At 46.9% G+C, this 23098-nt stretch carries 20 protein-coding genes and 1 pseudogene; 11 read left to right on the forward strand and 10 right to left on the reverse strand.

Annotated elements, in window-relative coordinates; genetic code table 11:
- Nucleotides 1-47 precede the first annotated feature (47 nt).
- From QUB33_RS14740 to QUB33_RS14755, 4 genes are all read left to right on the forward strand, one after another.
- A complete protein-coding gene (locus tag QUB33_RS14740; RefSeq protein ID WP_333351361.1) occupies nucleotides 48-1949 on the forward strand; it encodes a serine/threonine-protein kinase in 1902 nt (633 codons plus the stop codon).
- Between the two features lie 80 nt (nucleotides 1950-2029).
- Nucleotides 2030-2299, forward strand: a complete 270-nt coding sequence (locus tag QUB33_RS14745) for a hypothetical protein (protein WP_190662916.1) — start codon at nucleotides 2030-2032, stop codon at nucleotides 2297-2299.
- A 585-nt stretch (nucleotides 2300-2884) separates the two neighbouring features.
- Nucleotides 2885-4231 carry an EAL domain-containing response regulator gene (locus QUB33_RS14750; protein ID WP_333351362.1) on the forward strand — a complete coding sequence of 449 codons (1347 nt, stop codon included), beginning with the start codon at nucleotides 2885-2887 and terminating at the stop codon, nucleotides 4229-4231.
- 205 nt (nucleotides 4232-4436) lie between these two features.
- Complete coding sequence (locus QUB33_RS14755; RefSeq protein WP_445240148.1) at nucleotides 4437-5210, forward strand: response regulator; 774 nt, start codon at nucleotides 4437-4439, stop codon at nucleotides 5208-5210.
- Nucleotides 5211-5430: 220 nt separating this feature from the next.
- Here QUB33_RS14755 and QUB33_RS14760 read toward each other — a convergent pair whose 3' ends face one another.
- Nucleotides 5431-6147: a pentapeptide repeat-containing protein gene (locus QUB33_RS14760; protein WP_333351363.1), complete on the reverse strand. Its 717-nt coding sequence runs from the start codon at nucleotides 6145-6147 to the stop codon at nucleotides 5431-5433.
- Nucleotides 6148-6338: 191 nt separating this feature from the next.
- Nucleotides 6339-7538 carry a phosphoglycerate kinase gene (locus QUB33_RS14765; protein ID WP_333351364.1) on the reverse strand — a complete coding sequence of 400 codons (1200 nt, stop codon included), beginning with the start codon at nucleotides 7536-7538 and terminating at the stop codon, nucleotides 6339-6341.
- Between the two features lie 183 nt (nucleotides 7539-7721).
- Here QUB33_RS14765 and QUB33_RS14770 point away from each other — a divergent pair, with 183 nt between their 5' ends.
- Both QUB33_RS14770 and ylqF read left to right on the forward strand, forming a co-directional pair.
- Entirely contained in the window at nucleotides 7722-8135 is a 414-nt protein-coding gene (locus tag QUB33_RS14770) for a universal stress protein (RefSeq protein WP_333351365.1), read from the forward strand.
- A 140-nt stretch (nucleotides 8136-8275) separates the two neighbouring features.
- Nucleotides 8276-9130 carry a ribosome biogenesis GTPase YlqF gene (ylqF, locus tag QUB33_RS14775; RefSeq protein ID WP_333351366.1) on the forward strand — a complete coding sequence of 285 codons (855 nt, stop codon included), beginning with the start codon at nucleotides 8276-8278 and terminating at the stop codon, nucleotides 9128-9130.
- Between the two features lie 19 nt (nucleotides 9131-9149).
- Here ylqF and QUB33_RS14780 read toward each other — a convergent pair whose 3' ends face one another.
- Nucleotides 9150-9965 carry an MOSC N-terminal beta barrel domain-containing protein gene (locus QUB33_RS14780; protein WP_333351367.1) on the reverse strand — a complete coding sequence of 272 codons (816 nt, stop codon included), beginning with the start codon at nucleotides 9963-9965 and terminating at the stop codon, nucleotides 9150-9152.
- Between the two features lie 242 nt (nucleotides 9966-10207).
- On the opposite strand from QUB33_RS14780, the gene QUB33_RS14785 reads away from it, so the two are divergent.
- The gene (locus tag QUB33_RS14785; protein ID WP_333351368.1) at nucleotides 10208-10918 is read left to right on the forward strand and encodes a carbonic anhydrase; all 711 of its coding nucleotides are present in this window, start codon (nucleotides 10208-10210) and stop codon (nucleotides 10916-10918) included.
- A 265-nt stretch (nucleotides 10919-11183) separates the two neighbouring features.
- On the opposite strand, the gene QUB33_RS14790 is transcribed toward QUB33_RS14785, so the two are convergent.
- Entirely contained in the window at nucleotides 11184-12371 is a 1188-nt protein-coding gene (locus QUB33_RS14790) for a tetratricopeptide repeat protein (RefSeq protein ID WP_333351369.1), read from the reverse strand.
- A gap of 299 nt (nucleotides 12372-12670) precedes the next feature.
- Here QUB33_RS14790 and QUB33_RS14795 point away from each other — a divergent pair, with 299 nt between their 5' ends.
- Nucleotides 12671-12943 carry a GlsB/YeaQ/YmgE family stress response membrane protein gene (locus QUB33_RS14795; protein ID WP_333227812.1) on the forward strand — a complete coding sequence of 91 codons (273 nt, stop codon included), beginning with the start codon at nucleotides 12671-12673 and terminating at the stop codon, nucleotides 12941-12943.
- Nucleotides 12944-13171: 228 nt separating this feature from the next.
- Here QUB33_RS14795 and sppA read toward each other — a convergent pair whose 3' ends face one another.
- The 3 genes from sppA to QUB33_RS14810 all read right to left on the reverse strand — a co-directional run bounded on the left by sppA (nucleotide 13172) and on the right by QUB33_RS14810 (nucleotide 17122).
- Complete coding sequence (gene sppA, locus QUB33_RS14800; RefSeq protein ID WP_333351370.1) at nucleotides 13172-14992, reverse strand: signal peptide peptidase SppA; 1821 nt, start codon at nucleotides 14990-14992, stop codon at nucleotides 13172-13174.
- A 238-nt stretch (nucleotides 14993-15230) separates the two neighbouring features.
- Nucleotides 15231-16292, reverse strand: a complete 1062-nt coding sequence (fni, locus tag QUB33_RS14805) for a type 2 isopentenyl-diphosphate Delta-isomerase (protein WP_333351371.1) — start codon at nucleotides 16290-16292, stop codon at nucleotides 15231-15233.
- 146 nt (nucleotides 16293-16438) lie between these two features.
- A complete protein-coding gene (locus QUB33_RS14810; RefSeq protein ID WP_333351372.1) occupies nucleotides 16439-17122 on the reverse strand; it encodes an SDR family oxidoreductase in 684 nt (227 codons plus the stop codon).
- Nucleotides 17123-17199: 77 nt separating this feature from the next.
- Here QUB33_RS14810 and QUB33_RS14815 point away from each other — a divergent pair, with 77 nt between their 5' ends.
- Together QUB33_RS14815 and fghA are read left to right on the forward strand one after the other, a co-directional pair.
- Nucleotides 17200-18309, forward strand: a complete 1110-nt coding sequence (locus tag QUB33_RS14815; RefSeq protein ID WP_333351373.1) for an S-(hydroxymethyl)glutathione dehydrogenase/class III alcohol dehydrogenase — start codon at nucleotides 17200-17202, stop codon at nucleotides 18307-18309.
- Between the two features lie 182 nt (nucleotides 18310-18491).
- Nucleotides 18492-19346, forward strand: a complete 855-nt coding sequence (fghA, locus tag QUB33_RS14820) for an S-formylglutathione hydrolase (protein WP_333351374.1) — start codon at nucleotides 18492-18494, stop codon at nucleotides 19344-19346.
- Between the two features lie 190 nt (nucleotides 19347-19536).
- On the opposite strand, the gene QUB33_RS14825 is transcribed toward fghA, so the two are convergent.
- Nucleotides 19537-20451 (reverse strand): branched-chain amino acid transaminase, encoded by a 915-nt coding sequence (locus QUB33_RS14825; RefSeq protein ID WP_333351375.1) that lies wholly within the window; start codon nucleotides 20449-20451, stop codon nucleotides 19537-19539.
- 291 nt (nucleotides 20452-20742) lie between these two features.
- On the opposite strand from QUB33_RS14825, the gene QUB33_RS14830 reads away from it, so the two are divergent.
- Nucleotides 20743-21111, forward strand: coding sequence for a Lin0512 family protein (locus tag QUB33_RS14830; protein WP_333351376.1), 369 nt, complete (start codon nucleotides 20743-20745; stop codon nucleotides 21109-21111).
- A 478-nt stretch (nucleotides 21112-21589) separates the two neighbouring features.
- Here QUB33_RS14830 and QUB33_RS14835 read toward each other — a convergent pair whose 3' ends face one another.
- Entirely contained in the window at nucleotides 21590-22435 is an 846-nt protein-coding gene (locus QUB33_RS14835; RefSeq protein ID WP_333351377.1) for a DUF4142 domain-containing protein, read from the reverse strand.
- A 71-nt stretch (nucleotides 22436-22506) separates the two neighbouring features.
- Nucleotides 22507-23098, reverse strand: a pseudogene (locus QUB33_RS14840) (hypothetical protein); the annotation flags it as partial.

Genomic DNA, 23098 nt, shown 5'->3' on the forward strand with positions numbered 1-23098 from the left:
AACTCCTAGTCTCAGTCAAGCGTGAAAATCCGACGCAGCAAGTTCCAATGAACAATCCCATCTACCCCGGCATAACTCTCAACAACCACTACCGCATCGTCCGCGAATTGGGACACGGAGGCTTCGGGCGCACCTACCTCGCTGAAGATGCCCACCGATTTAACGAACCCTGCGTTTTAAAAGAATTTGCGCCCCAAGTACACGGAAGTTACGCTTTACAAAAATCCGAGGAACTGTTCGAGCGGGAAGCGGGAGTGCTCTACAAGCTGCAACACAATCAAATTCCGCGCTTCCGCGAACTCTTCCGCGTCAGTATCAGCGATCGAGGCTACCTATTTCTCGTCCAAGACTACGTGCCCGGTCAAACTTACCGCTTTCTGCTCGACGCCCGCAAGCGTCAGGGTTTGCGGTTTATAGAAGCAGAAATCAATCAATTGCTGCAGCAGATTTTGCCCGTACTCGAATACATTCACTCTTTGGGAGTGATTCACCGCGACATATCCCCGGACAACCTGATTCTGCGGAGTTCTGACGGGATGCCCGTGCTGATCGACTTCGGCGGAGTAAAACAAGTCGCCGCCACCGTAGAGTCTCTTTTCGCTGAGGCTAACGGCACTCTCGCCCCCGCGACTCGCATCGGCAAGCTCGGCTACGCTCCCGTCGAACAGATGCAGATGGGTATCGTCTCTCCCCACAGCGATTTGTACGCTCTGGCGGCCACGGTTTTGGTGTTGCTGACAGGGAAGGAACCGCATCAGTTGCTCGACAGCCAAACGCTGAATTGGAACTGGCGGGCGGAATGTTCTCTGTCTCCGAATTTGTCCCTGGTGCTGGATAAAATGCTTGCTCAACAGCCGAGCCAGCGTTACTCCTCGGCTCGCGAGGTAATGCTCGCTCTCTCCGGCAATCCGCCTTTACAGCCGCCTTTGCCGCCAGCCCCGGATTTTGGGATCACGCAGCCGCCGGATCTCTCGCCTATACCCGTGCCCGCCCCCGCGCCAAAACTGCCGGGAACTCCGGTGCGAGTTGCTGCTATTGGCAATCAGAAAAAGATGCCTGCTTGGAAAATGGTTTTGTTTGTGGTGGCGGTGCTGTTAAGTATGGGGGGAATTGGTTGGTTGGCGGGCAATTCTTTGCTAAATCTATCAAAAGTCCAGAAAGTTTCCCAGCCTTCAAGCCCCAAGCAGCAGCAAGAAGATGCTTTGCAAGATCGCTTTGTAAAGCTCAAAATTGACGATCGATTCTATAGCGGTTACGTCAACCTTGTGGACGAGACTTTCTATGCCAAATACCCGGAATTGGGCGGACGGCTGTTAAAAGAAGGCGATGACGATCGCCAGTGGCGCGAAAGGTGGCAGAAAATCGGCGACGAGTTGCTCGATAAGCTGGAAAACCTCAGCAGCGACGCTAGAGCGCGGTTGGGTACTTACGACACCACCGATCTCGATCGCTGGAAAACTGAGGTTAACAAGCTGAATTTGAGCAGTCGGGCTTTGTACGATTTGGCTGATGCTAAGTTCTTTTATTGGTTTCCCGAACAGCCGCGCGATCGCAATATCATTGGTTTGCCGATCGGACAAATTTGGCAAGCAATTACCGCCGACGAACTCGAAGCCTTACAGGCTGGAGCAACTGTCGAAAGCGTTGAATTTGACCGCCTATCGAACAGCAAACGTCTCACAGGCAATCTCAAACCCGGAGAAGGGAAAGCTTACATTGCCAGGTTCGCTCAAAATCAAACTTTGCGCGTGAATTTGCAAGCACCGCGCAAATCTACTCTACTGTCAATTTATACTCCGGGGCGGACAAAGGGCGCGCGAGCTTTGCTGGAAGATGCAGAGGGGCTTAGTTGGTCTGGATTGCTGGATGATGCTGGTTATTATGAATTCGTGGTAGTTTCTCAAGCATCTGAGCCGATCGCTTACGAGTTGAACCTGACGGCGGAATAACTGCTATTGACGCTCTCTATCCACCCAGGCAATAATAAGGTAATACCAATCAGACAAGTTGTCGGGTTCAAACAAAGAATATGCTGAGATTCGCGATCGTAGCTTTAGTGACTTTTGGGTTAGTATTAGTGACTGCACTAGGTTTACATCCGGCCAATGCGACAGTCAGCACTCCCGAATTTTATGCTTGGAACTTTGCCTCTGTAGGCAGTAGCGAGCTGGTTTGTAAAAAGACCGTGGTAGTTCCGCAAGACCTGATAATTCCGTCATCATCCATGCACGCTGTCACTATCAATTCTGCAATTGTAGATGAAAAGTTTTGCGCGAATTCAACTAAGCCTGTGAATTAAGGTTGTGGATAATATGATTTCCGGTTAGAGAAGCATAATTAAGTTCTCCGTTAGTCGATTTGAGAGTTGAGATTTTAGATTCACTTCACAGATGAATCTGGCAGGTTGAACCTTAATCTAAAATTTTTATCTCTCGACGACTGTTGTCTGAAAGCAAGTATCCTTTTTTGGGCGCGCTCAGGACTCTGCCTCCTGATTCATCCATTGAGATAAGACTATAGTTGTCAGTACAAATACAGACTAATTATGAACAATTAACCGGACCTCATATAAGTGATTGCCGGAGTAATTTCCGGCATCCGCGCACTGAAACTGTTAGCTGAAAAATTTTTTATGAGAAATCTCGGCTATTTTGTAATAAAAGTTTATTAAAGTATTCGGGCGCAACAGTTTTCTGCTCTTAAAAAAGATCGAAATCTTCCCTATTTGGGCAGTGATTTGATTGTGACTTAAGAACCGAGGAGAAATATTCCGCCATTTGGCTAATCATTTATTGGCTAATTAGCTGAAGTATTAATTTGCTAGTTTGAGTATGCTAGAGTTAGTCAGGTTCAGATATATAGTGCCATCTGTTATCTAAGTATCATGCTCAAAATTTTGGTGATTGAAGACGACGAATTAATCCGGGAAACTCTTCTGCAACTCCTGGAATCTCACAGCTACCGGGTCATTGCAGCGGAAAACGGTCGAGCTGGGGTGCAGATGGCACTTTCGGAGATACCCGATTTAATTTTGTGCGATGTGCAGATGCCGGAACTCGACGGTTATGACGTGTTGCGGACTCTGCGGCAAAACTCGCTAGCTGCAACAATTCCATTTATTTTCCTCACGGCTCAAAGTGACAAAACCGATTTTCGTCGGGGGATGGATTTGGGGGCAGACGATTACCTGACAAAACCGTTTACCAAGGGTGAATTGCTGGGAGCCATTGCTTCTCGCGTCTTGAAACGCCAAACTATTATTCAACCGCTGACAGTCGCGCTTCACCAAGCAGAAGCCAGACTCAAAGATTTAGTTAACGACTCCACTAAGGTTACGACCCTCTCTCCTGAAAAGTTTGCTCTCGAAGCTTTGCTGCGCCACGCTTTGGCACAAGGTGAGTTTCAGGTATACTATCAGCCACAAGTGAATATTGCTACCGGCCAAGTTATCGGCGCCGAAGCTTTAGTGCGCTGGCAAAATCCCGATCGAGGTATAATTTCTCCCGTCGAATTTATTCCCTTAGCAGAAGAAACAGGTTTAATTATTCAGATTGGCGAGTGGGTACTGCTTTCAGCTTGCGCTCAAGCCGCTAGTTGGCTGGCGGCAGGGTTTTCGCCCTTTACAATATCAGTAAATTTGTCTGCCCGACAGTTGTCAGACCCGGAACTCAAGGCGCGAATCGTGCAAATATTGGAAACTACAGGTTTAGAGCCTGCTAATTTAGAATTAGAAATGACCGAAAGCGCTTTGGTGGAAAATGCGACAGTAGCAGGCGCTACTTTAAATGAACTTAAAGCTCTAGGAATTCGGATTGCTATTGACGACTTCGGCACCGGTTACGCTACTTTAGGATATCTCAAGCAATTTGCTTTTGACAGTTTAAAGATCGATAGAATTTTCGTCCGTAATGCCAACGAAGATCCTCAAAATGCTGCTATTACTACAGCAGTAATTTTACTGGGTCACAGTTTGAATATGACTGTAATTGCTGAGGGAGTGGAAACAGAACCAGAACTAGATTTTTTGAAACAACATCAGTGTGATATCATGCAGGGCTATCTGTTCAGCCGCCCCGAACCAGCAGCGATAATTGAAAGTATGTTGGTTGCCGGCCAGAGTTTGTTGGCGCCGTCCCCAGCAGCAGGACCTGCTGGCGTTGTCCCTTTTGTACCTGTGTCCGAACCCGAAAAATCTAAAAACCTTTCAATGTCGGGTCTAGGAATAGTGTAAGTGTCACCAAGATTTCTGTATAATAGGATAAAATTCTTTCTTTTACCTTCTATTTTCTGCATAAAAGTTGACGCTACCTCATAAAAAGTTGTAGCTTTTGATGATCGGCGAATCAAAGAAGGAGATTGTTCCCCATATTCCTCTACTGCTTCCCCTTTTATGCCCTCGGCGCCCCTAATTGGAATATTTGAGAAATTGTGGCGTCTTGAAATTGCGAGCCTTCATCAAGTGGCAGCAGGTAAACTCATTTAAGTTCCTACTTTGGGACTGGCAGTTTCAAGAACTGTCCAACTGGAATTGGTGCAAGCCTGTCATGGAAAGAATATTAGTGGTTGACGACGAAGCAGACTGTCAAACAGTCTTAGCAATGTACTTGGAAAGTCAAGGATATCGGGTGGAATGCGCTAATTCAGGGGTTGAGGCGCTCTCGATTTTTGAAAATGCCCCCCCAGATTTGGTAATTTCAGATGTCATGATGCCGGAAATGGACGGGTTTGAGTTTTGTCGCCGTTTGCGAACTACCCGTTTGGGACAGTTAGTCCCCTTTATATTTTTGTCGGGTCAAGGCGAGTTGGAGTCAAAAGTTGAAGGTCATTCGATCGGAGCTGACGATTATTTGGTAAAACCTTTTCAGTCTGAAGAAATCTTAGCTAAGGTAAAGGCGCAGTTAGAGCGCTCTCACCGCATTCACGCCGAGATTGTCCGACTGCTTCAAACTTCTAGCGGTAGGGCGGTGGAACCACAATTGGTGGCAGTATTGCCAGCACCTGCACCTTTGCCTTTAACCCCAGCCGAGGAAAGAGTTTTTTGGGAAGTGATCCAGGGTTATACTAACAAACAAATTAGCGATCGGCTGTTTATTAGCCCCCGGACTGTGCAAGCTCATTTAGGCAGTATTTTCAGTAAATTACAGTTAGAAAATCGTGCCCAGCTTGTGAGATTTGCCCTAGAAAGAGGATACAAACCACCTCAAACTTAGCTCGGATCTCAACATAGGGTGCGCCAGCCAGTCAGTGGATTTTAGATTTTAGATTTTAGATTTTAGATTTACCCTAGAGATTCATCTGGGAGCTGGAACTTTAGTCTAAAATTTTGATCTTTCCACGGCTAAAGTCGGGGGCTTTTATCCGTTTTTGGGCGGCATCCAAAAGCCCCGTAGCTGCAAAAAAAATGTGTGGCTGACGCACTCAGCAAGCAGATTATTCCACATTCAAAACACAATAAGGAAAAGTAGCGATCACGCAAACCCCTGACCCCAAATTCGTACCTCGCAAGTTGGCACGTTCCAAATCAGCCTGCCGCACGTTATTCGCCGCATCAATATTTGTCCCGGTCAATTGAGCCCCAGGAAGCCTAGTATTTGACAAAATAGCATTCTGCAAATTAGTATCGCGCACATCGGCGAAAGACATATCGGCTCCGCTTAAATTTGCACGATGCAAATTAACTCTAAACAACAGCGATCGCCTCAAATCGGCATTCGACAAATTAGCTTGCAGCAGATAAGCTTCCCCCAGATTGGCATTAAAAAGTTTAGCACCGCGCAAATCCGCACTCGTCAGATTCGCTCGCCCCAAAAAAGCATTAGACAAATCCGCATTTCGCAGATTAGCACCATTCAATTCAGCACCGTACATCTCGGCATTAACTAAGTTAGCATTTGCCAAATTAGCATCACTTAAATCCGCTTCTAGCAAATTAGCTTCATAAAGATTTGCTCCGCTTAAATCGGCTCCTCTTAAATTAGCTCTGTACAAGCTAGCCTCGAACAAATCAGCATTTCTCAAATCACAGCCCTCGCACTCTTTAGTTTCCAGCAATTGCCTAACATGATCTGGATTTTGAGCTTTAACGGGAGCTGCCAGCCCAAACAAAGCTAAACTTGCCGTTACAGTTGCCAAGAGTTTAAGTTTCACAAACAAACCTCACTGCTACTTCAAACAAATTATACTAGCAAACTCTAGACTTTAAACCGATATCTTTCTCTCTTTTCTCTTGCTCTGGGTTCTCTGCACCCTCTGCGGTAAATATTCAAAAAAATGATTCGCAGCCAAGGATTTAGACCTGCTGACAGCAAGGCGGGCTTTGCCCGCCCTACTTAACTTAATTAAGCTTCATCTAAAGCAGCAACACCAGGCAATTCCTTACCTTCGAGCAGCTCCAAACTAGCACCGCCACCAGTAGAAATGTGGCTCATTTGTTCACCTAAATTCAACTGTTCCACAGCCGCTACCGAGTCACCACCACCGATAATTGTGGTAGTACCAGTTTTAGTAAGTCCAGCCAAAGAATGAGCGATTCCTTCAGTTCCCACAGCAAACTTCTCCATCTCAAACACGCCCATCGGCCCGTTCCAGATTACCGTTTTGCAATCGGCCAAAGCATCTTGGAAAGTTTTCACTGAATCCGGGCCGATATCCAAACCCATCCAACCGTCGGGGATGCTTTCAACAGAGACAGTTTGAGTGTTAGCATCAGCAGCAAACTTGTCAGCAACTACCACATCAGTAGGTAACAGAAAAGTAACTCCCCGTTCCTTCGCTTTAGCTTCCAAAGACTTCGCCAATTCCAGCTTGTCATCTTCCACCAAAGACTTGCCCACGTTCAAGCCGCGAGCTTTGTAGAACGTGAAAACCATGCCACCGCCCAACAGCAGTTTGTCGCACTTTTCGAGCAGTTTTTCAATGACTCCAATCTTGCTGGAAACCTTAGAACCGCCGATAATAGCAGCTAAAGGACGCTGAGGATTGTCGATCGCACTGCCGAGATATTGCAGTTCCTTTTCCATCAAAAACCCAGCCACAGAAGGACTCAGATACTTAGTAACGCCCTCTGTAGAAGCGTGAGCCCGGTGAGCAGTACCAAAAGCATCGTTGACATACAAATCGGCCACAGAAGCTAACTTCTTAGCAAATTCTGGGTCGTTTGCCTCCTCCTCTGGGTAGAAGCGGACATTTTCCAGCAACAGCACATCGCCATCTTGCATCGCGGCGACTGTAGCAGCGACTTCATCGCCGATGCAGTCATCAGTCTTTTTGACTTCTTTACCCAACAATTCCGACAGCCGTTTAGCAACCGGTGTCAAGCGCAACTTCTCCGTCACACCCTTGGGACGGCCGAAGTGGCTGCACAAAATCACCTTAGCGCCCTTGGACGCTAAATCTTGAATTGTCGGCAGAGCCGCCCGGATGCGAGTATCATCGGTGATATTGCCGTTGTCGAGCGGCACGTTAAAGTCCGCGCGCACCAATACCCGTTTGCCCGATAAGTCCGATGCCGATAAATTTGCTACAGTTTTTTTTGTCACAGGATTAACCTCCTAATATGTGTGTTTTTGTCGAATTCCGTTGAAATGGCGGCACTGGTCACTTGCACTTGGGCCTCGGACGCATTCAACCGCGTCCGTACAAAAAACGGAAGATGAAACAAACGGCACTGATTGGCTCAACGTAAACATTTTATCGGAGTCCGCGTCCCGGAGATGCGCAGTATGTTCAAGACTGTCTTATTTCCTGTAGATCAAAGCCGAGAAGCCCGCGAAGCTGCCGAAAAGGTGGTCAATATCGTGAAAACCTACGCCTCTCGCTTAGTTATTCTCTCGGTAGTCGAGCCCCCAGCCGAGGAGGCCGACGCCCCCGCGCGAGAGGTGATGACTTCCCCCGAAGCAGTCGCCAAACTTCTTTCTGAGGCCCAATCGATGTTTTCCCAGCAGGGAATTGAAGCTGAAATCATCGAACGGGAAGGCAAACCTGCTTTCACGATTTGCGATGTGGCTGACGAAATTGGGGCCGATTTGATTGTGATGGGCTGTCGGGGGATGGGTTTAACCGATGATGGGGCGTCTGACAGCGTTACCACTCGGGTGATCAATCTGTCTCCTTGTGCAGTTTTGATTGTGCCTTAGTCAGTTGACAGTTGTCAGTTGACTGTTGACAGTTGACTGTTGACCGTTGTTATCGGTAGTTGTTAGTTGTCATTCAACCAATAACAACTAACAACTGACAACTAACGACTAACTAACTAATAACTAATAACTAATAACTAATGAAAATTCAATGGTATCCCGGTCACATTGCCAAAGCTGAACGGGCATTAAAAGAACAGCTAAAGCGGGTAGATGTGGTACTCGAAGTCCGAGATGCCCGCATTCCATTGGCTACTTATCACCCCCAAATGCCGAGTTGGGTGGGCGGCAAGGCGCGAGTATTGGTCATCAACCGCATGGATATGATTACGCCTCGATCGCGCGAGGCGTGGGAAACATGGTTTGAGGCCCAGGGGGAAACTGCGTATTTTACTAATGCCGAGCACGGTCAAGGAGTAGACGCTGTGGCGGATGCCGTGCAGAATGCTGGGGTGCAGCTAAATAAAAGAAGGTTCGATCGAGGAATGCTGCCCCGTCCAGTCCGCGCAGTGGTAATGGGATTTCCCAATGTGGGAAAATCTGCTTTAATTAATCGGCTGTTAGGGCGCAGAGTGGTAGATAGTGCTCGCAGAGCTGGAGTAACTAAATCGCTCCGATGGATTCGTATTTCCGACGAAATAGAATTATTAGACGCCCCGGGAGTGATCCCAACCCGAATTAACAATCAAGAAAATGCCATAAAATTAGCTATTTGCGAAGATATTGGCGAAGCAGCTTACGACAATCAGGTAGTAGCAGCAGCGATGGTAGATTTGCTCCAAGGGCTGGAGGCGGCTGATGACACGTTGATATCACTATCTGGTTTCAAATCCAGGTATAAATTAGATGCAGCATCTAGTAATGGTGAAGATTATTTGCACGAGGTAGCAAAAGACAGGTATAAAGGAGATGTCGAACGAACGGCGCGGCAGATGTTAAACGATTTTAGAACTGGTGTTTTGGGTCAACTTACTTTGGAGTTGCCGCCGGCTTGATCGGATTCGTACCCTACAACTAATCAGAAATGGTATTCAATAGAGAGTTGCGGGCGCTGAGAATGTGAACTTCGTCTCCTATGTGTAATATTTTTTCTGCTGCGTGAGGTGCGACTCGTGTGTTAACTATCAGCCGACTAAAGTGATTTAAATGCCCTTTTTTTACCAAGTCAGGCATGATTTCCTTTTGCTTGGCTGTTAGTATATTTTTAAAATTGGGATCGCCTGGTTTCGCCCCATAATTTCGCGCAGACAGGATATATGACTGAGCCGGATTAATAGCTTCAAATATTACTGTCCCTATTTTAAACCTAACAATTTCATCGGCTTGTGAGAAAAGTTGGTCTTCCCAAAAAGCCGGGACATCTCCTATTTCAATATTAGCTCGCAAGCGATGGCGCATCTCGTTAACGCAAACTCTCGGAAACCAAGATGCAACTTCGGCAATTGTTTCGGTACTGATAATGCTTGGCCCTGGTGCAGCGGTATTGTCGGGAAAACCTGTCAGCAAGTTTTCAATTAACTTGACGGGGAAACCGAAGTAGTTGCTCAACCAAGATTCTATTCCCGGGCGTTCTCTATCTACATGAAAAAAAAATTCTTGTTCGGTGTCTTGTATTTTCAGGCCGGCAATTCTCTTTTTGATGTCAAAGGATAAGCGTAGAAAACAGACTCCGCTGTTGCGCTTAGTGTTAACAAATTCTCCTGCTGCATCGCAGATTGCAAAAGAGCGATCGCCTTCTAGAGATCCGCTGGCTAGAATAGTGGCTTGACTGACTGCTATGCCGTCAAGGGACTTGACCGGATAGATATGAATGCTGGCGACGTAGGACATTTCGAGCCATTGATAAATAATTGTCGTTTTAGATACATTCTAGCATCCCCTGTCTGCAGAAGGATGACCGCAGTTGACTTTACTAAATAAAATATGAATGAAATAAAAATTGGTCACTTTTGTGAAGTTTACATTGTGCCGGAACGGCGTGTAAAGAAAAATCAAATAAGTCGGGCCAAGCTTGCGGTAGATATTATGCTATAAAATAGAAAAAATTAAACAATTGAACCGAGTTATAAGCAATGACTGAAAGCGGAAATAGAGGCATGATTTCGAGACGTAATTTAATGTTGAAGGCTGGTGCAGGGATGCTGGCGGCAAGCTTGGCACCTGCGTTTTTACAAGCCGAAGCAGCAAAGGCCGAGGCAATCTCTGAGCTTACTCCTAACAGTGCTCTTAAGAAATTGATGGAAGGAAATCAACGCTACATTGAGCAAAAACGGACATTTCCCGACCAAGCTCGATCGCGGATTGTAGAAGTAGCAGAGGGTCAACATCCGTTTGCAACCATCCTGGCTTGTTCTGATTCGCGCGTTGCTCCCGAAATTATTTTCGACCAAGGATTGGGGGATTTATTTGATATCCGAGTAGCTGGCAATTTTCTCGACGATGTGGTTCTCGGGAATATAGAATATGCCACCTTAGAATTAGGCGTGCCACTATTAGTAATTCTGGGTCACGAACGCTGCGGTGCTGTCAAAGCAGCTTTAGATGGCAAAGCTGTGCCGGGTCACATTAGCACTTTGGTGGCGGCGATTAAACCGGCAGTTGATTCGACCAAAGGTCAAACAGGCGATGCGTGGGATAACGCAGTCAGAGCTAATGTGAAAATGAATGTAAATAACTTACAATCATCGTCGCCTATTTTAGCTGAAGCAGTCAAAGCGGGCCAGCTTAAAGTTGTTGGGGGCCGCTACGATTTGGATAGCGGCAAAGTAGAGATAATTGGTTGATTTTGCTGCTTGCATCTCATATCAATTCCGGTTGCACCGGAATTATTGTTGACTGTTGACTGTTGACTGTTGACTGTTGACGGGCGGGTCGAAAAACTGAATGGTTGAGTGTTAACTGTTGACTCGATTTTATTATTCCGATGCAACCGGAAACGATATCATATCTTGGAATATTTTTAATGAACAGGCAAGATGACTGTTCCACAATCCGATAATTTGATTGTGGGGTGGGCATCCTGCCCGCCCATAAAAGCCATAATTTCAGTTACATTAAACCCATTTCTTGCAGTCCCCGGCGCAGGCGTTCTGCTTCAAAAGGGCGGCGCTGTTCGTGAAGGGCGATCGCTCTTTTGAATTCTGCTAAACTCTCTGGCATTTTGCCAATTTTGAGCAAGGCTACTGCCAAGTTTTGATGAGCTTCCGCGTGTTCGGGATCGATTTTTATCGCTTGTCGGTAATAGGCGATCGCATCTGCTAAATTTCCGGCTGCCTTCAGCGTCAGTCCTAAATTGTAGTGACCTACTGCAAAACTGGGATCAATTTTTAAAGCTGCTTTGTAAGCTTTTTCAGCAGATTTCAAATCTCCTTCATCTTTGAGCAAATTGCCCAAATTATTGTAAGCACCCAACTTGAGCGGCGGGAAAATATTGGTATTAATTGCCGCTTGATAATGTTCTTTTGCTTTGGCAAACTGCTGCTGCTGGCGATAAGCAATTCCCAAATGATAGTTGAGTTCGTAAAGAATAGAATCATCTATAGCCTCGGCAGTCAAGCCTTTGGTTAATAAATTAATTCCCCGCCCGATTTGCCCGCTTTCTACATACAGCGCACCTAATTTGCTACAAGCATAAGCATCGTTTGGATAATAAGCGATATAGCGTTCCATTGCTGCTTGAGCTTTTTGGAATTTACTTTTTCCTGCGATCGCATCTTTTTGATAACCAGAGTGCCAAATCGCCACATCGGGGAGAGAAGCTATTTTCCAATTTGGTTCCCTCTGCAAAATCTCAGCCACGCTGTCGTCTACCATGGCGTGGTAAGGGCGAGAAAAGCGGATATCCAGGCGATTGCGAAACAAGCGCGACACTAGGGAATAGGGAGATTGAGAGGCACCGATTTCTTGGCGGATGAGATTGATTAGCAGCAGCCGATCGCTCTCAATTGCCTGCTTTATTTGAGGTACAATCTCCGGTACCAAAACCTCATCGGCATCCAATACCAAAATCCAGTCGCCCTGGGCGTGCTTCAGACACTCATTGCGCGCCACTGCGAAGTCGTCGCACCATTCAAACTCATAAACCCTCGCCCCGCATTCTCGGGCAATTTCACGGGTGCGATCGCCCGATCCCGTATCCACCACCACCATTTCGTCAACAACACCCTTAACGCTGTCCAAAGTCCGCGACAGTGTTGCCTCTTCATTCTTCACAATCATGCACAGAGTCAGATCCATCGGGCGCAAACTTTCCTCGTTTCACAAAATTATTGTAATTTTTTTACCAGTAAAACACAAACAGTCCCAGAAAAGATTCTCATATTTCACTTTTGGTTTGAGCATAAGTACCTTTATTCCGTAGAAAAAGTGGGTTAACTCTTTTGAGATATTAAAAAGCCTCAAACTGGGACGATTGATGAGAAATCCTACCACTTTCGGTTCCTCCTTACGGTAGAGGTAAAGGCTCGATAGCGGTTGTTATTCTAAGAACATAAGACAAGGGACGAGAAAAGTTTAAGTATTCAGGAGAAAGAGACATGGGCGGTATTATTGCTTGGATCGTTTTAGGACTGATTGCCGGTGCGATCGCCAAAGCCATTTATCCGGGAACTCAAGGCGGCGGTTTTCTGGCAACAACAGGTTTAGGAATTTTGGGCGCGCTAGTGGGAGGTTTTCTAGGTCAACAGTTGCTGGGGACGAGCGCGGGAGCTTCCTTCGGAGCAATAACTCTACCCAGCATAGCTTTTGCAGTCGTAGGTGCGATCGTTCTACTTTTCGTCTGGGGATTGTTAACTCAGCGTGCAGCATAATAAATATTGCCAATTCCCAGTCGATAGACTTTTAGGGTATTCATAAACCCGGTTTCTTCAAGAAACCGGGTTTTTCAGTTGTGGGTAGGATGCGTCAGCCTACTTTTACCAAATCCGCGTTAAAAACCCCGATCAGACTCAGCGCTTGCAACGGTTCAAGAGCATAACTTTCGCCTCAACAGAGGGGGACTAAGAATAAAGGGGTAAAAATCCCGGACTTGGTATTAATTAATCAATCCGCAAATTGAAAGGCAAGCGAACATAAACCCCCTGCGGGTCGTTCATCGACTTGATCACAGCCAATTCATCTTGCATTTTCTTAAATTCGGCCGTTAGCGGGTCGAGTTTGGCGGCTGGTTTCAAAACGTGAACGCCTGAAATTTTTTCCAAAATTCGCTCCTCCAAAGTGCGGCGTTTTGGATATTCTTCCAACTTCCAATCGTCGCCGAGTTTAGCTTGCTTCGCCGCCTCTCTGACAGCATCTTCAAGACCGCCAATTTCATCGACTAAACCCAACTGTTTCGCGGCCGTACCAGACCACACCCTGCCTTGAGCAATTTCTTGTACCTTGTTTTTCGGCAGTTTGCGGGAGTTGGCGACTTTAGTAATAAATCGATCGTAAATGCGATCGACTATTCTCTGAATATTCGCCAATTCTTGAGGATTTTTGGGACGGGAAACCGTGTTAGTATCCGCAAACCGGGCGGTTTTCACAACGTCCCAAGTTAGGCCGTTGTTAGCAGCCAACTTTTCGGCGTTAAACAGCATTCCAAAAACGCCGATCGAACCGGTAATCGTATTGGGCTCGGCAAAAATGCGGCTGGAACCCATCGAAATCCAATAGCCGCCGGAAGCTGCTAAATTGCCCATCGAAACGATAACTGGTTTCTTTTTGCCCGTCAGCATAACTTCGCGCCCAATGACTTCGGCCGCCGTGGCGCTGCCTCCGGGACTGTTGACGCGCAAAACCACTGCTTTTACGTCGTTATCTTCTCGAATTTTCCGCATTTCTTGAGCGATGCGATCGCCTCCTACTTCAGTCGGGCCCCCTTCGCCGTCTACAATCTCTCCTTCAGCGTAAAGTATAGCAATTTGGTTTTTCTTGTCAGCGTGAGTTGAGTTTTTATCCTCAGCAATTTTCGCGTAGTTTTTCAAACTAATTTGCTTGAAAGATTTGTTTTCGCGATCGGTTCCTGTGAGTTTTTTAAGTTCAGTCGATATTTCGTCAAAGTATACAACTTTATCAACTAACTTGCTTTTGAGAGCTTCGTCAGCCATCAAAGTTCCGCCATTATCTGCAAGCGCTTGCAGTTGCGGAACAGTCACTTTGCGACTCGGAGCGACAGTTTGCAGGTATTCTCCCCACATATCTCCGAGCAACTTTTGAGTTTGCTGGCGATTTTCGGGACTCATTTTTGTGAGCAAAAACGGCTCAACGGCTGACTTGTATTTGCCGACGCGAGTCACTTGCACTCCCAGGCCGTATTTCTCCAAAGCACCGGTGAAAAACATTGCCTGACTGCTAAAACCGTTGAGTTCCAAAGCGCCGTAAGGATTGACTGCAATTGTATTAGCAACGGAACCGAGGTAATAATCTCGCTCATTCCAGTCCATTTGGTAAGCAAAAATGGGTTTTTTGGCATCTCGGAAACGCTGCAATGCCCCTCGAACTTCTTTGAGATTGGCAAACCCGCTGCTGCTCGCATCCGAGCTACCTTCGAGATAAATGCCAACTATTTTCGGGTCTTTTTTCGCATATTCGATTGTGTCTAAAACAGTCCGCAGCGTCACTGTATCGCCGGAATCTTCCGAAAGCACTTCTTCAATCGCCGCGCCAGTGCTACGGCTCGGTTTGCTGTCGGTAATATTTAAAGAAAGGTCTAATACCAATACCGACTTATCTTTAACTTGCGGGCCCGAATCTTTGGACGACGATGCCGCCATAGCAATTAGCACTACCAGTCCCCCCAATCCGATGCTGCCCAGCAGCAGCAGTCCTAGGAAGGTTCCCAGTAAACTTGCACAGGTATATTTTAGGAAATCTTTCATTAGATAATTGGTAATTAGTTATTAGTCATTAGTGAGAGCAAATCCGGTTAAAGCGGAATGATACCGAGCGTGTGAGCGGGAGGCTCGCACTGCACTCGGAAAAATATTATTCCGATGCCAGCGAAAACGATTTTATTGGTAATTCCTGCAACTAGGATTTAGCAATTATCCGCTGTCGTTAGTTATTAGCTAATGACTTTTGACTGCTGACTAATGACTTTTGACTGCTGACTCACTTTTATCTTAACCTTTCCAAAACCCCAGATTGTTTTAACTCCTCCAAGCTAGCGCAGCCCGTACAGAACATCACGGTGGCAATTTCTGCAATTAAAGCCTCCGCTAGGAGGGCGGCGGCTGATTCCGATTCCGCAGCAGCTTGCAGAAACGGCCGCGCCAGTCCCGCAATATCCGCGCCAAGAGCGATCGCCTTCGCTGCATCCAACCCATTCTGCAAGCCTCCAGAGGCAATCAGAGGAACATCCGGCGCTACGCCGCGGGTGCTGACAATGCACTCGGCTGTTGGTATTCCCCAGTCGGCAAAGGTTGCGCCCAACCTGCGCTGCTTGCCATCTTTAGCTCGCTCTCCTTCTATTTTCGCCCAAGAAGTGCCTCCGGCCCCGGCAATGTCGATCGCACCTACCCCTGCGGCGAGCAATTTCTTTGCCATCTTTCCTGAAATACCGTTGCCGACTTCTTTAGCAATAACTGGTACTGGTAATTTAGCGCACAATTTGGCAATTTTATCTAGCAGTCCTTTAAAGTTAGTATCGCCTTCGGTTTGGACGCACTCTTGCAGCGGATTGAGGTGCAAAATTAGAGCATCGGCTTCGAGAATATCAACAATTTTTTGGCATTCTTCCAAACCGTAATTGTAGTTTAATTGAACGGCTCCGATATTGGCAAACAGCAGAATATCTGGAGCGCGGCGACGGACGGCAAATGTTGGAGCTAGTTGAGGATTTTCTACAACGATTCGCTGAGAACCGACTCCCATTGCTAGTTTGTATTCTTGAGCGACATCGGCGAGGCGATAATTGATTGTCTGGGCTAATTGTGTGCCGCCGGTCATCGAGGAAATTAGCAGGGGAACGGCTAGTTTTTTGCCGAGAAATGTGGAGGTTAAGTCAATTTCAGTACGATCGAGTTCTGGCAAACAGCAGTGTTCAAAACGGTAGCGTTCGAGGCCGCTGGTAGTTTCGCGAAATTGTACGTCTTCTTCGAGGCAAATCCGCAGGTGGTCTGCTTTGCGAGTTTCGGTTTGCGAGGGCGGGGTTAACGGTAAGTTGACAGGCGAGTTCACAGTGGCTATTTGGGGAAAGAGTTTTGAGTTGGGAATATAGCAATTTTATTTCATTTTTGATTTTTTTTTAATGAACTGCAGAGAGCGCAGAGGGCGCTGAGGAGAAGAAAAGAGAGATGTTCGCAAATCCTGTAAGGGTTGCTGTATTATCCAGGAACAGTAAGCGGCATTCCGTTATCTGAAGGTTTTAATTTTAGTAAAAAAGGAACTGCTTTTTGCACCCATGCTTTGGCTGATGTGTAATTTGCCGCATCTTCGCCAAAACAAATGTCCAGCATATCTGTGTGAATTATCCCCGGATTCACAGGAACTGCTGCCATACCTGCGGGCAATTCTTGAGCGAGCGATCGCGTAAGTCCTTCTATTGCCCACTTGGAAGCGCAATAGGGCGCGACTTCCGGCGAAGTTGACCTTCCCCAACCCGAACTAAAGTTGACAATTATCCCGCTTTTTCGAGCAATCATGGCCGGGACAAAGTGACGAATTACATTAGCTGTACCTTTAATATTAACATCAATTACCTGGGAAAATTCTTCGTTGCTGACCTTCCAAAGACGGGCGAGATGATTTGCTACACCTGCATTATTAATTAGCAAATCTGGCGGCTCATTTTTTGCCAGAATTTCTGTTGCCCAAGCTTTTACTTGCTCGTCGCTGGTGACATCCAAACAAGTAAAATGATGGGGCGCACTATATTTTTTGTTGAGTTTGTCCACCGCTTCTGAAGAACGGGCGCATCCCACAACTGTATGTCCCAATTCAATAAACTTTTCGGTCATGGCAAGACCGAGACCGCGACTGACTCCGGTAATTACAATTAATTTGGTCATAGATTTGCTGAATTTTGACATTAAGTAATACAATACATATTGACTGGTGAATTGACAAATCGATCGCAGGAGAAAGCATGAAAGTAAAAGCAGCAGTTGCTCGCAGTGCCGGCCAACCTTTGAGCATTGAAACGGTTGATCTAGATGGGCCGCGGGCTGGAGAGGTGCTGGTGGAAATTAAAGCCACGGGTGTTTGTCACACTGATGCTTACACTCTTTCCGGTGCCGATCCTGAAGGCTTGTTTCCTGCTATCTTAGGCCACGAGGGAGCCGGGATTGTCGCAGAAGTTGGGGCGGGAGTCACGAGTGTCAAAGTGGGCGATCGCGTAATTCCTCTCTACATTCCCGAATGCCGCAACTGCGAATATTGTTTGAGCCGCAAAACAAATCTCTGTCAAGCAATTCGCGTGACTCAAGGCCAGGGAGTGATGCCCGACGGCACCAGCAGGTTTTCCATAGACGGGCAGAAACTTTACCATTACATGGGAACTTCTACGTTCGCTAATTATACAGTATTGCCAGAAATTGCGGTAGCAAAAATTCGCGAAGATGCTCCTTTTGATAAAGTTTGTTTGATCGGCTGCGGCGTAACAACTGGCATCGGCGCTGTCATTAATACTGCGAAAGTAGAGCCTGGTTCTAATGTGGTAGTTTTCGGTTTGGGCGGGGTGGGCTTGAATGTAATTCAAGCGGCTCGCATGGTAGGAGCTAACATGATTGTCGGCGTAGACTTGAATCCCGACAAACGAGAGATGGCGGAAAAGTTCGGCATGACTCACTTTGTCAACCCCCGCGAAGTGGAAGGTGATTTAGTCCCTTATTTAGTAGATTTAACGAAAGGTGGAGCTGATTACAGTTTTGAATGTATCGGCAACATTAATGTGATGCGCCAAGCTTTAGAATGCTGCCACAAAGGTTGGGGCGTGAGCGTAATTGTCGGGGTAGCGGGAGCAGGTCAAGAAATTAGTACCCGCCCGTTTCAGCTAGTAACTGGCAGAGTTTGGAAAGGGACCGCTTTTGGGGGGGCAAAAGGCAGAACTGATGTTCCTAAGATTGTTGATTGGTACATGGACGGTAAAATTGATATTGATAGTTTGGTATCTCGGGTAATGCCGATCGACAAAATCAATGAAGCCTTTGATTTAATGCACAAAGGCGAAGTAATTCGCACAGTGTTGACATTTTGAGTTTTTGAAGGAAGGAGGAAGAGGGAAGAAGGAAGACAGGACTTACGGAAAAAGTGGTTTTACGCGCTATCTCTAGCCGTAAGGTACACGGCTGCACCCTACATAACTTCTCTTTTCTCTGCCTCCTCTGCGCCCTCTGCGGTTAATAAAAAAAATTCCTTCACAAATGAAATAGAATTAATATGATATCCGAATCCCTAAAACTGCACAAAGAACAGAAATGTTTCGGTGGCAAACTCGGCTTTTACAGCCATCTATCCTCTGCTTGCAACAGCGAGATGAAATTCGCTGTTTACCAGCCCCCGCAAGCTTTATCTCAACCCGTACCAGTTTTGTATTTTCTATCAGGTTTAACCTCCACGGAAGAAAACTTTATGGCAAAAGCGGGGGCGCAACAATTGGCGGCCAAATACGGGTTAATGCTGGTTGCGCCCGACACTAGCCCGCGCAATACTGGAATTCCTGGCGAAGATGACGATTGGGATTTAGGAAGTGGTGCGGGTTTTTATGTTGATGCGACAGCCGCACCTTGGAATGCTCACTATCGGATGTACAGTTATGTGGTAGATGAATTGCCAAATTTAATCGCCGAAAATTTTCCAGCGATACCGGAAAAACAGGGAATTTTCGGTCATTCGATGGGCGGACACGGGGCTTTAATTTGCGCTTTGAAAAATGGATCTCGCTATCTTTCAGTTTCCGCTTTTGCGCCTATTTCCGCGCCAATGCGCTGCCCTTGGGGACAAAAAATATTCGGACACTACCTCGGCAGCGACCAACAGATTTGGAGGGCTTGGGATGCTAGCGAATTGGTGCTTGAGGTGCAATACAACCGTCCGATTCTGATTGACTGCGGCACTGCTGATTCGTATCTGGCTGACGGGCAGTTGTTGCCGGAAGTGTTTGCGGAGGCTTGTGCAAAAGCGGGACAGTCGCTAACTTTAAGAATGCAGGAAGGTTACGATCATAGCTATTATTTTATAGCTACTTTTATGGAGGATCACATTCGCCATCACGCGGATTTTTTGTGCGGGTAGTTCCTAGCAGGAAGCAGGCAAGATGCCTGCTCCAAAACAACTGGTTCTTAGGCTCTGCCTGGGAACCGATATCCAGAGGCTCTGCCTCCCATGGCTGCCATGAAATGTGGAGGCAGAGCCTCCCGATCTGCGTTACCAGGCTCTGCCTGGTAACGAGTGAACTCGCTTCTAGGATCGCAGGTATTTTCGGTTAATTAAGATTAATCGGAAATACCCAGTCTTTGTACTTGCTGTCGCGATTTTCGATAATCCCGGTTAGTTTGTCCAAAATCTTTTCGGTGATGGGTCTATTGTGGGGCAATTGATAGTTTTCTACTCGGTTAATTGGCGTAATTTTGGCGGCGGTTCCGCAGAGGAAAATCTCGTCTGCAATCAACAATTCTGATTTATCAACTGGTCTTTCTGTGATTTCAATTCCTAAGTCTCTAGCGATAGTTATAACGCTGTCTCTGGTAATTCCTTCGAGAATATCTTGCTCGAAACCCGGAGTAACTAATTTACCGTTTCTGGCGACAAATATGTTCATCCCTGAAGCTTCGCTGACTTTTCCCTGAGAATTCATCATGATCGCTTCGTCGAAGCCGGATTGTACTGCTTCTGTTTTAGCTAAAGCTGAGGTAATGTAAGCGCCACTAATTTTACCTCTTAAGGGCAAACTGCGGTCTTCTTGGCGGTACCAAGAGCTAATTCTACAGTTGACTCCTTCTTTGGGCAAATAGTCTGAAAGTTCTAATCCGTAGACAAAAAAGTCTGTTTCTACGTTGTGCAGTCGCGGGGCAATTCCTAAACTTGATGTGTAGATAAAAGGGCGGATATAAAATGATTTTGTTGGTTGGTTTTTCTGGACAAAATCAATGATTATTTGTTGGATTTTGCTGGCTGGTAAGTCGCAGTGAAGGAAGCTGGCACTTTGACTTAATCTTTGACAGTGGCGGTCTAATCTAAATAGCAATATTCGATCGGCATTTTGGGGGTCGGGAATTCCCCGCAACCCGCCTAAGACTCCGGTTCCGTAGTGCAGTGCGTGGGTGGCTATGGAAATTTTGGCGTCGGTAAAGGGGAGAAATTGGTTTTGAAAGTAGGCAATTGGTAGAAAACTATCCATGATTCAAGCTGGCGATGAGTTTGGCAGTCCGCTAGGAAAGCTGAATTTGGTTATATTACCATAAGTTATACCATTTGAGATTTGAGATTGAGAATGGCTGATTTGATAAGGGTTTGAAGCTTGCTTACAGTTGGATTTTTTTGAGACTGGTATTATTCTTTTGTTGTTAGAGCGATTGATAAAATAATATCAAAAGCCGTCTATTAGGTTGATAATTGTTTGGGGAAAGAGTGCGATCCTCTTCGAGGGCTTCGCTAACGACTACAAACAAAAATCAACCAAGGGGCAACTATGGCACGTAAATGTTTCATCATCGAAATGGGGATGGGGGTAGACCAGCACGGACAGGAACCGACTGTAGCCTGTGCAAGGGCTGTACGGAATGCGATCGCCCACAATGCTTTGCTGGGGGTTTGGGAAGTGGCGGGTTTGACTGACCCCAATCAGATGATTGTTGAGGTAAAGGTGGCTGTTCCTTACCCGGAACAAGTGCGGGAACAGGAGGTGTTGGCGGTGCTGCCTTTTGGCAGCAAAACTCTGATTGTGGAGCAAGGAGGCATGATTGTGCCAGGAAGGGCGATCGCCTCTCTGAATGATAAAAATGATGAAATGCTAATCGCTGTGGCGGCTGTGAGTGTTTTTGTGGCAACTGAGGACTAATTAATTTTGTGTTGTTTGAATAAATCTGGGGTGAAATACGATCGCCCGATCGCACTTGCTTGTTTCCGCGATCGGGCGATCGAACGCCTGTCTGTTAAAAAATTATTAATTTAGACTAAGTTGTAAGGTGCGTCAGAGATATGGCATGAAATATCGTAGAAAATCTGAGGCTCTGACGCACGCTATAACTTAGTCTGTTCAACGGTAAGGTTTATTTGTGCCTACCTAGTTAATTTTGAAGTTTTAATGGATAATTTTTAATTGTTCAGGCGACCGGGTATGTAAGCAATCCAGCAAAACCCTACGATTAATAACAGCCACGTCGCTGTAATATTGCTGCCCAACAAGCTGCGGAGAAAATCTTCCATTGTTCTCAAAAATTATAGAGTTTAAAAGAATCTCTTGCTGTTCCCTCTCGGATCGGCAAAGGTAGAGTGCGAGTGCCTTTTAGGCGATCGCACTCTACCTCCTGTACCTCCTATTGGGGCTGGCTGGTATCTGCCAACATTTGGTTAACCATTTGCAAGTGCGCCTGAAGGTTCGGCAACTTCTGGGTGGCCCAAGCCTTCAAGTCGGCATCTTGTCCCTGTTGAGATTGAGCCTGAAACAGAGCAATAGCCTGATTGTGGCTCTCGATCATAGCCTGCTTGTAAGCAGTGTCAAAACTTCTACCCGAGAGTCCCGAAAGTCGCTCCATCAAAGCTGTGTTCTGGCTGCTCATTTCGGTTGGCAGTTTTACGCCTTTTTGCGTTGCTACCTGCATCAGTTCTTGATTAGCCTGGGTGTGTTCCTCAACCATTTCTTGCCCGTATTGTTTCACACCTGCACTAGAACCGCGCTCCACTGCCAATCTGCCGAGCTCCACTTCGAGCATACCAAGTTGACCTGCTTGCATGACAAAGTTTCTGTCTTGGCTGCTGAGAGAATTAGGCGAAGTTTCGCCACCTGTTGGAGTGTTGGGAGAACGGCCGGGAGTGTTGTTGATGGGGCTATTTGGAGAACGGCCGGGAGTGTTGTTGGTGGGGGTATTTGGAGTGTTGGGAGAACGGCCGGGAGTGTTGTTGGTGGGGGTATTTGGAGTGTTGGGAGAACCGCCAGGAGTGTTGTTGTTGTTGTTCGGATCGCTAGCAGGAGAACGAGGAGAAGTACGATCCTGGGAAGCGTTATCAGCAAGATCAAAAGCCCGATCGCCCGACTGGTTTAAGCCGTTAGTCTGGCGGTTTAATTCTGCGAATCCCGGCACAGCTATCAAGGAACTAACGCCGGCAATTCCGGCAACTGTTACCAATTTTTTGAACAAACTTTTGCGATTGAGTGAAGTCATGAATTTCTAAGCCTCTAAGTTGTTTTCAAAAGTACGTCAAGCGAAGCTATCCCGTAGGGAATCGCCCGAAACTACCGATGGGAGGGTGTATTGCCTTTCCGAAACAAGTTGATCAAACCAAAGGCGCCCAAGGCACCCAGCCACCCTAAATTGTTGGGGCTATCGCGCCGAGCACTCAACACTCCAGAATTAGTATCAGCTGGCGTCGATGTGGTATCGGTTGTACCGGTTGTACCGGTTGTGCCGGTGCCAGTCGTACCGCTTGTACCGGTTGTACCGGTTGTGCCGGTGCCAGTCGTACCGCTTGTACCCGTTGTGGCGGTGCCAGTCGTACCAGTTGTACCGGTTGTACCGGTTGTACCCGTGCCTGTCGTATCGGTTGTACCGCTTGTGCTCGTGCCTGTGATACCGGTTGTACCGGTGCCAGTCGTACCGCTTGTACCAGTGTCACTCGTACCGCTTGTACCACTTGTGCCAGTGCCAGTCGTACCGCTGGTACCGCTTGTGCCAGTGCCAGTCGTACCGCTGGTACCGCTTGTGCCAGTGCCTGTCGTACCGCTGGTACCGCTTGTGCCAGTGTCACTCGTACCGCTGGTACCGCTTGTGCCAGTGTCACTCGTACCGCTGGTACCGCTTGTACCAGTGCCAGTCGTACCGCTTGTA

Source organism: Microcoleus sp. B3-A4 (genome assembly GCF_036705385.1).
Classification (GTDB): Bacteria; Cyanobacteriota; Cyanobacteriia; order Cyanobacteriales; family Microcoleaceae; genus Microcoleus.

Coding starts and splice junctions, on each gene's coding strand:
- QUB33_RS14740 (WP_333351361.1), top strand. CDS start 48: ATGAACAATCCCATCTACCCCGGCATAACTCTCAACAACCACTACCGC.
- QUB33_RS14745 (WP_190662916.1), top strand. CDS start 2,030: ATGCTGAGATTCGCGATCGTAGCTTTAGTGACTTTTGGGTTAGTATTA.
- QUB33_RS14750 (WP_333351362.1), top strand. CDS start 2,885: ATGCTCAAAATTTTGGTGATTGAAGACGACGAATTAATCCGGGAAACT.
- QUB33_RS14770 (WP_333351365.1), top strand. CDS start 7,722: ATGTTCAAGACTGTCTTATTTCCTGTAGATCAAAGCCGAGAAGCCCGC.
- ylqF (WP_333351366.1), top strand. CDS start 8,276: ATGAAAATTCAATGGTATCCCGGTCACATTGCCAAAGCTGAACGGGCA.
- QUB33_RS14780 (WP_333351367.1), bottom strand. CDS start 9,965: ATGTCCTACGTCGCCAGCATTCATATCTATCCGGTCAAGTCCCTTGAC.
- QUB33_RS14785 (WP_333351368.1), top strand. CDS start 10,208: ATGACTGAAAGCGGAAATAGAGGCATGATTTCGAGACGTAATTTAATG.
- QUB33_RS14790 (WP_333351369.1), bottom strand. CDS start 12,371: ATGGATCTGACTCTGTGCATGATTGTGAAGAATGAAGAGGCAACACTG.
- QUB33_RS14795 (WP_333227812.1), top strand. CDS start 12,671: ATGGGCGGTATTATTGCTTGGATCGTTTTAGGACTGATTGCCGGTGCG.
- sppA (WP_333351370.1), bottom strand. CDS start 14,992: ATGAAAGATTTCCTAAAATATACCTGTGCAAGTTTACTGGGAACCTTC.
- QUB33_RS14810 (WP_333351372.1), bottom strand. CDS start 17,122: ATGACCAAATTAATTGTAATTACCGGAGTCAGTCGCGGTCTCGGTCTT.
- QUB33_RS14815 (WP_333351373.1), top strand. CDS start 17,200: ATGAAAGTAAAAGCAGCAGTTGCTCGCAGTGCCGGCCAACCTTTGAGC.
- fghA (WP_333351374.1), top strand. CDS start 18,492: ATGATATCCGAATCCCTAAAACTGCACAAAGAACAGAAATGTTTCGGT.
- QUB33_RS14825 (WP_333351375.1), bottom strand. CDS start 20,451: ATGGATAGTTTTCTACCAATTGCCTACTTTCAAAACCAATTTCTCCCC.
- QUB33_RS14830 (WP_333351376.1), top strand. CDS start 20,743: ATGGCACGTAAATGTTTCATCATCGAAATGGGGATGGGGGTAGACCAG.
- QUB33_RS14835 (WP_333351377.1), bottom strand. CDS start 22,435: ATGACTTCACTCAATCGCAAAAGTTTGTTCAAAAAATTGGTAACAGTT.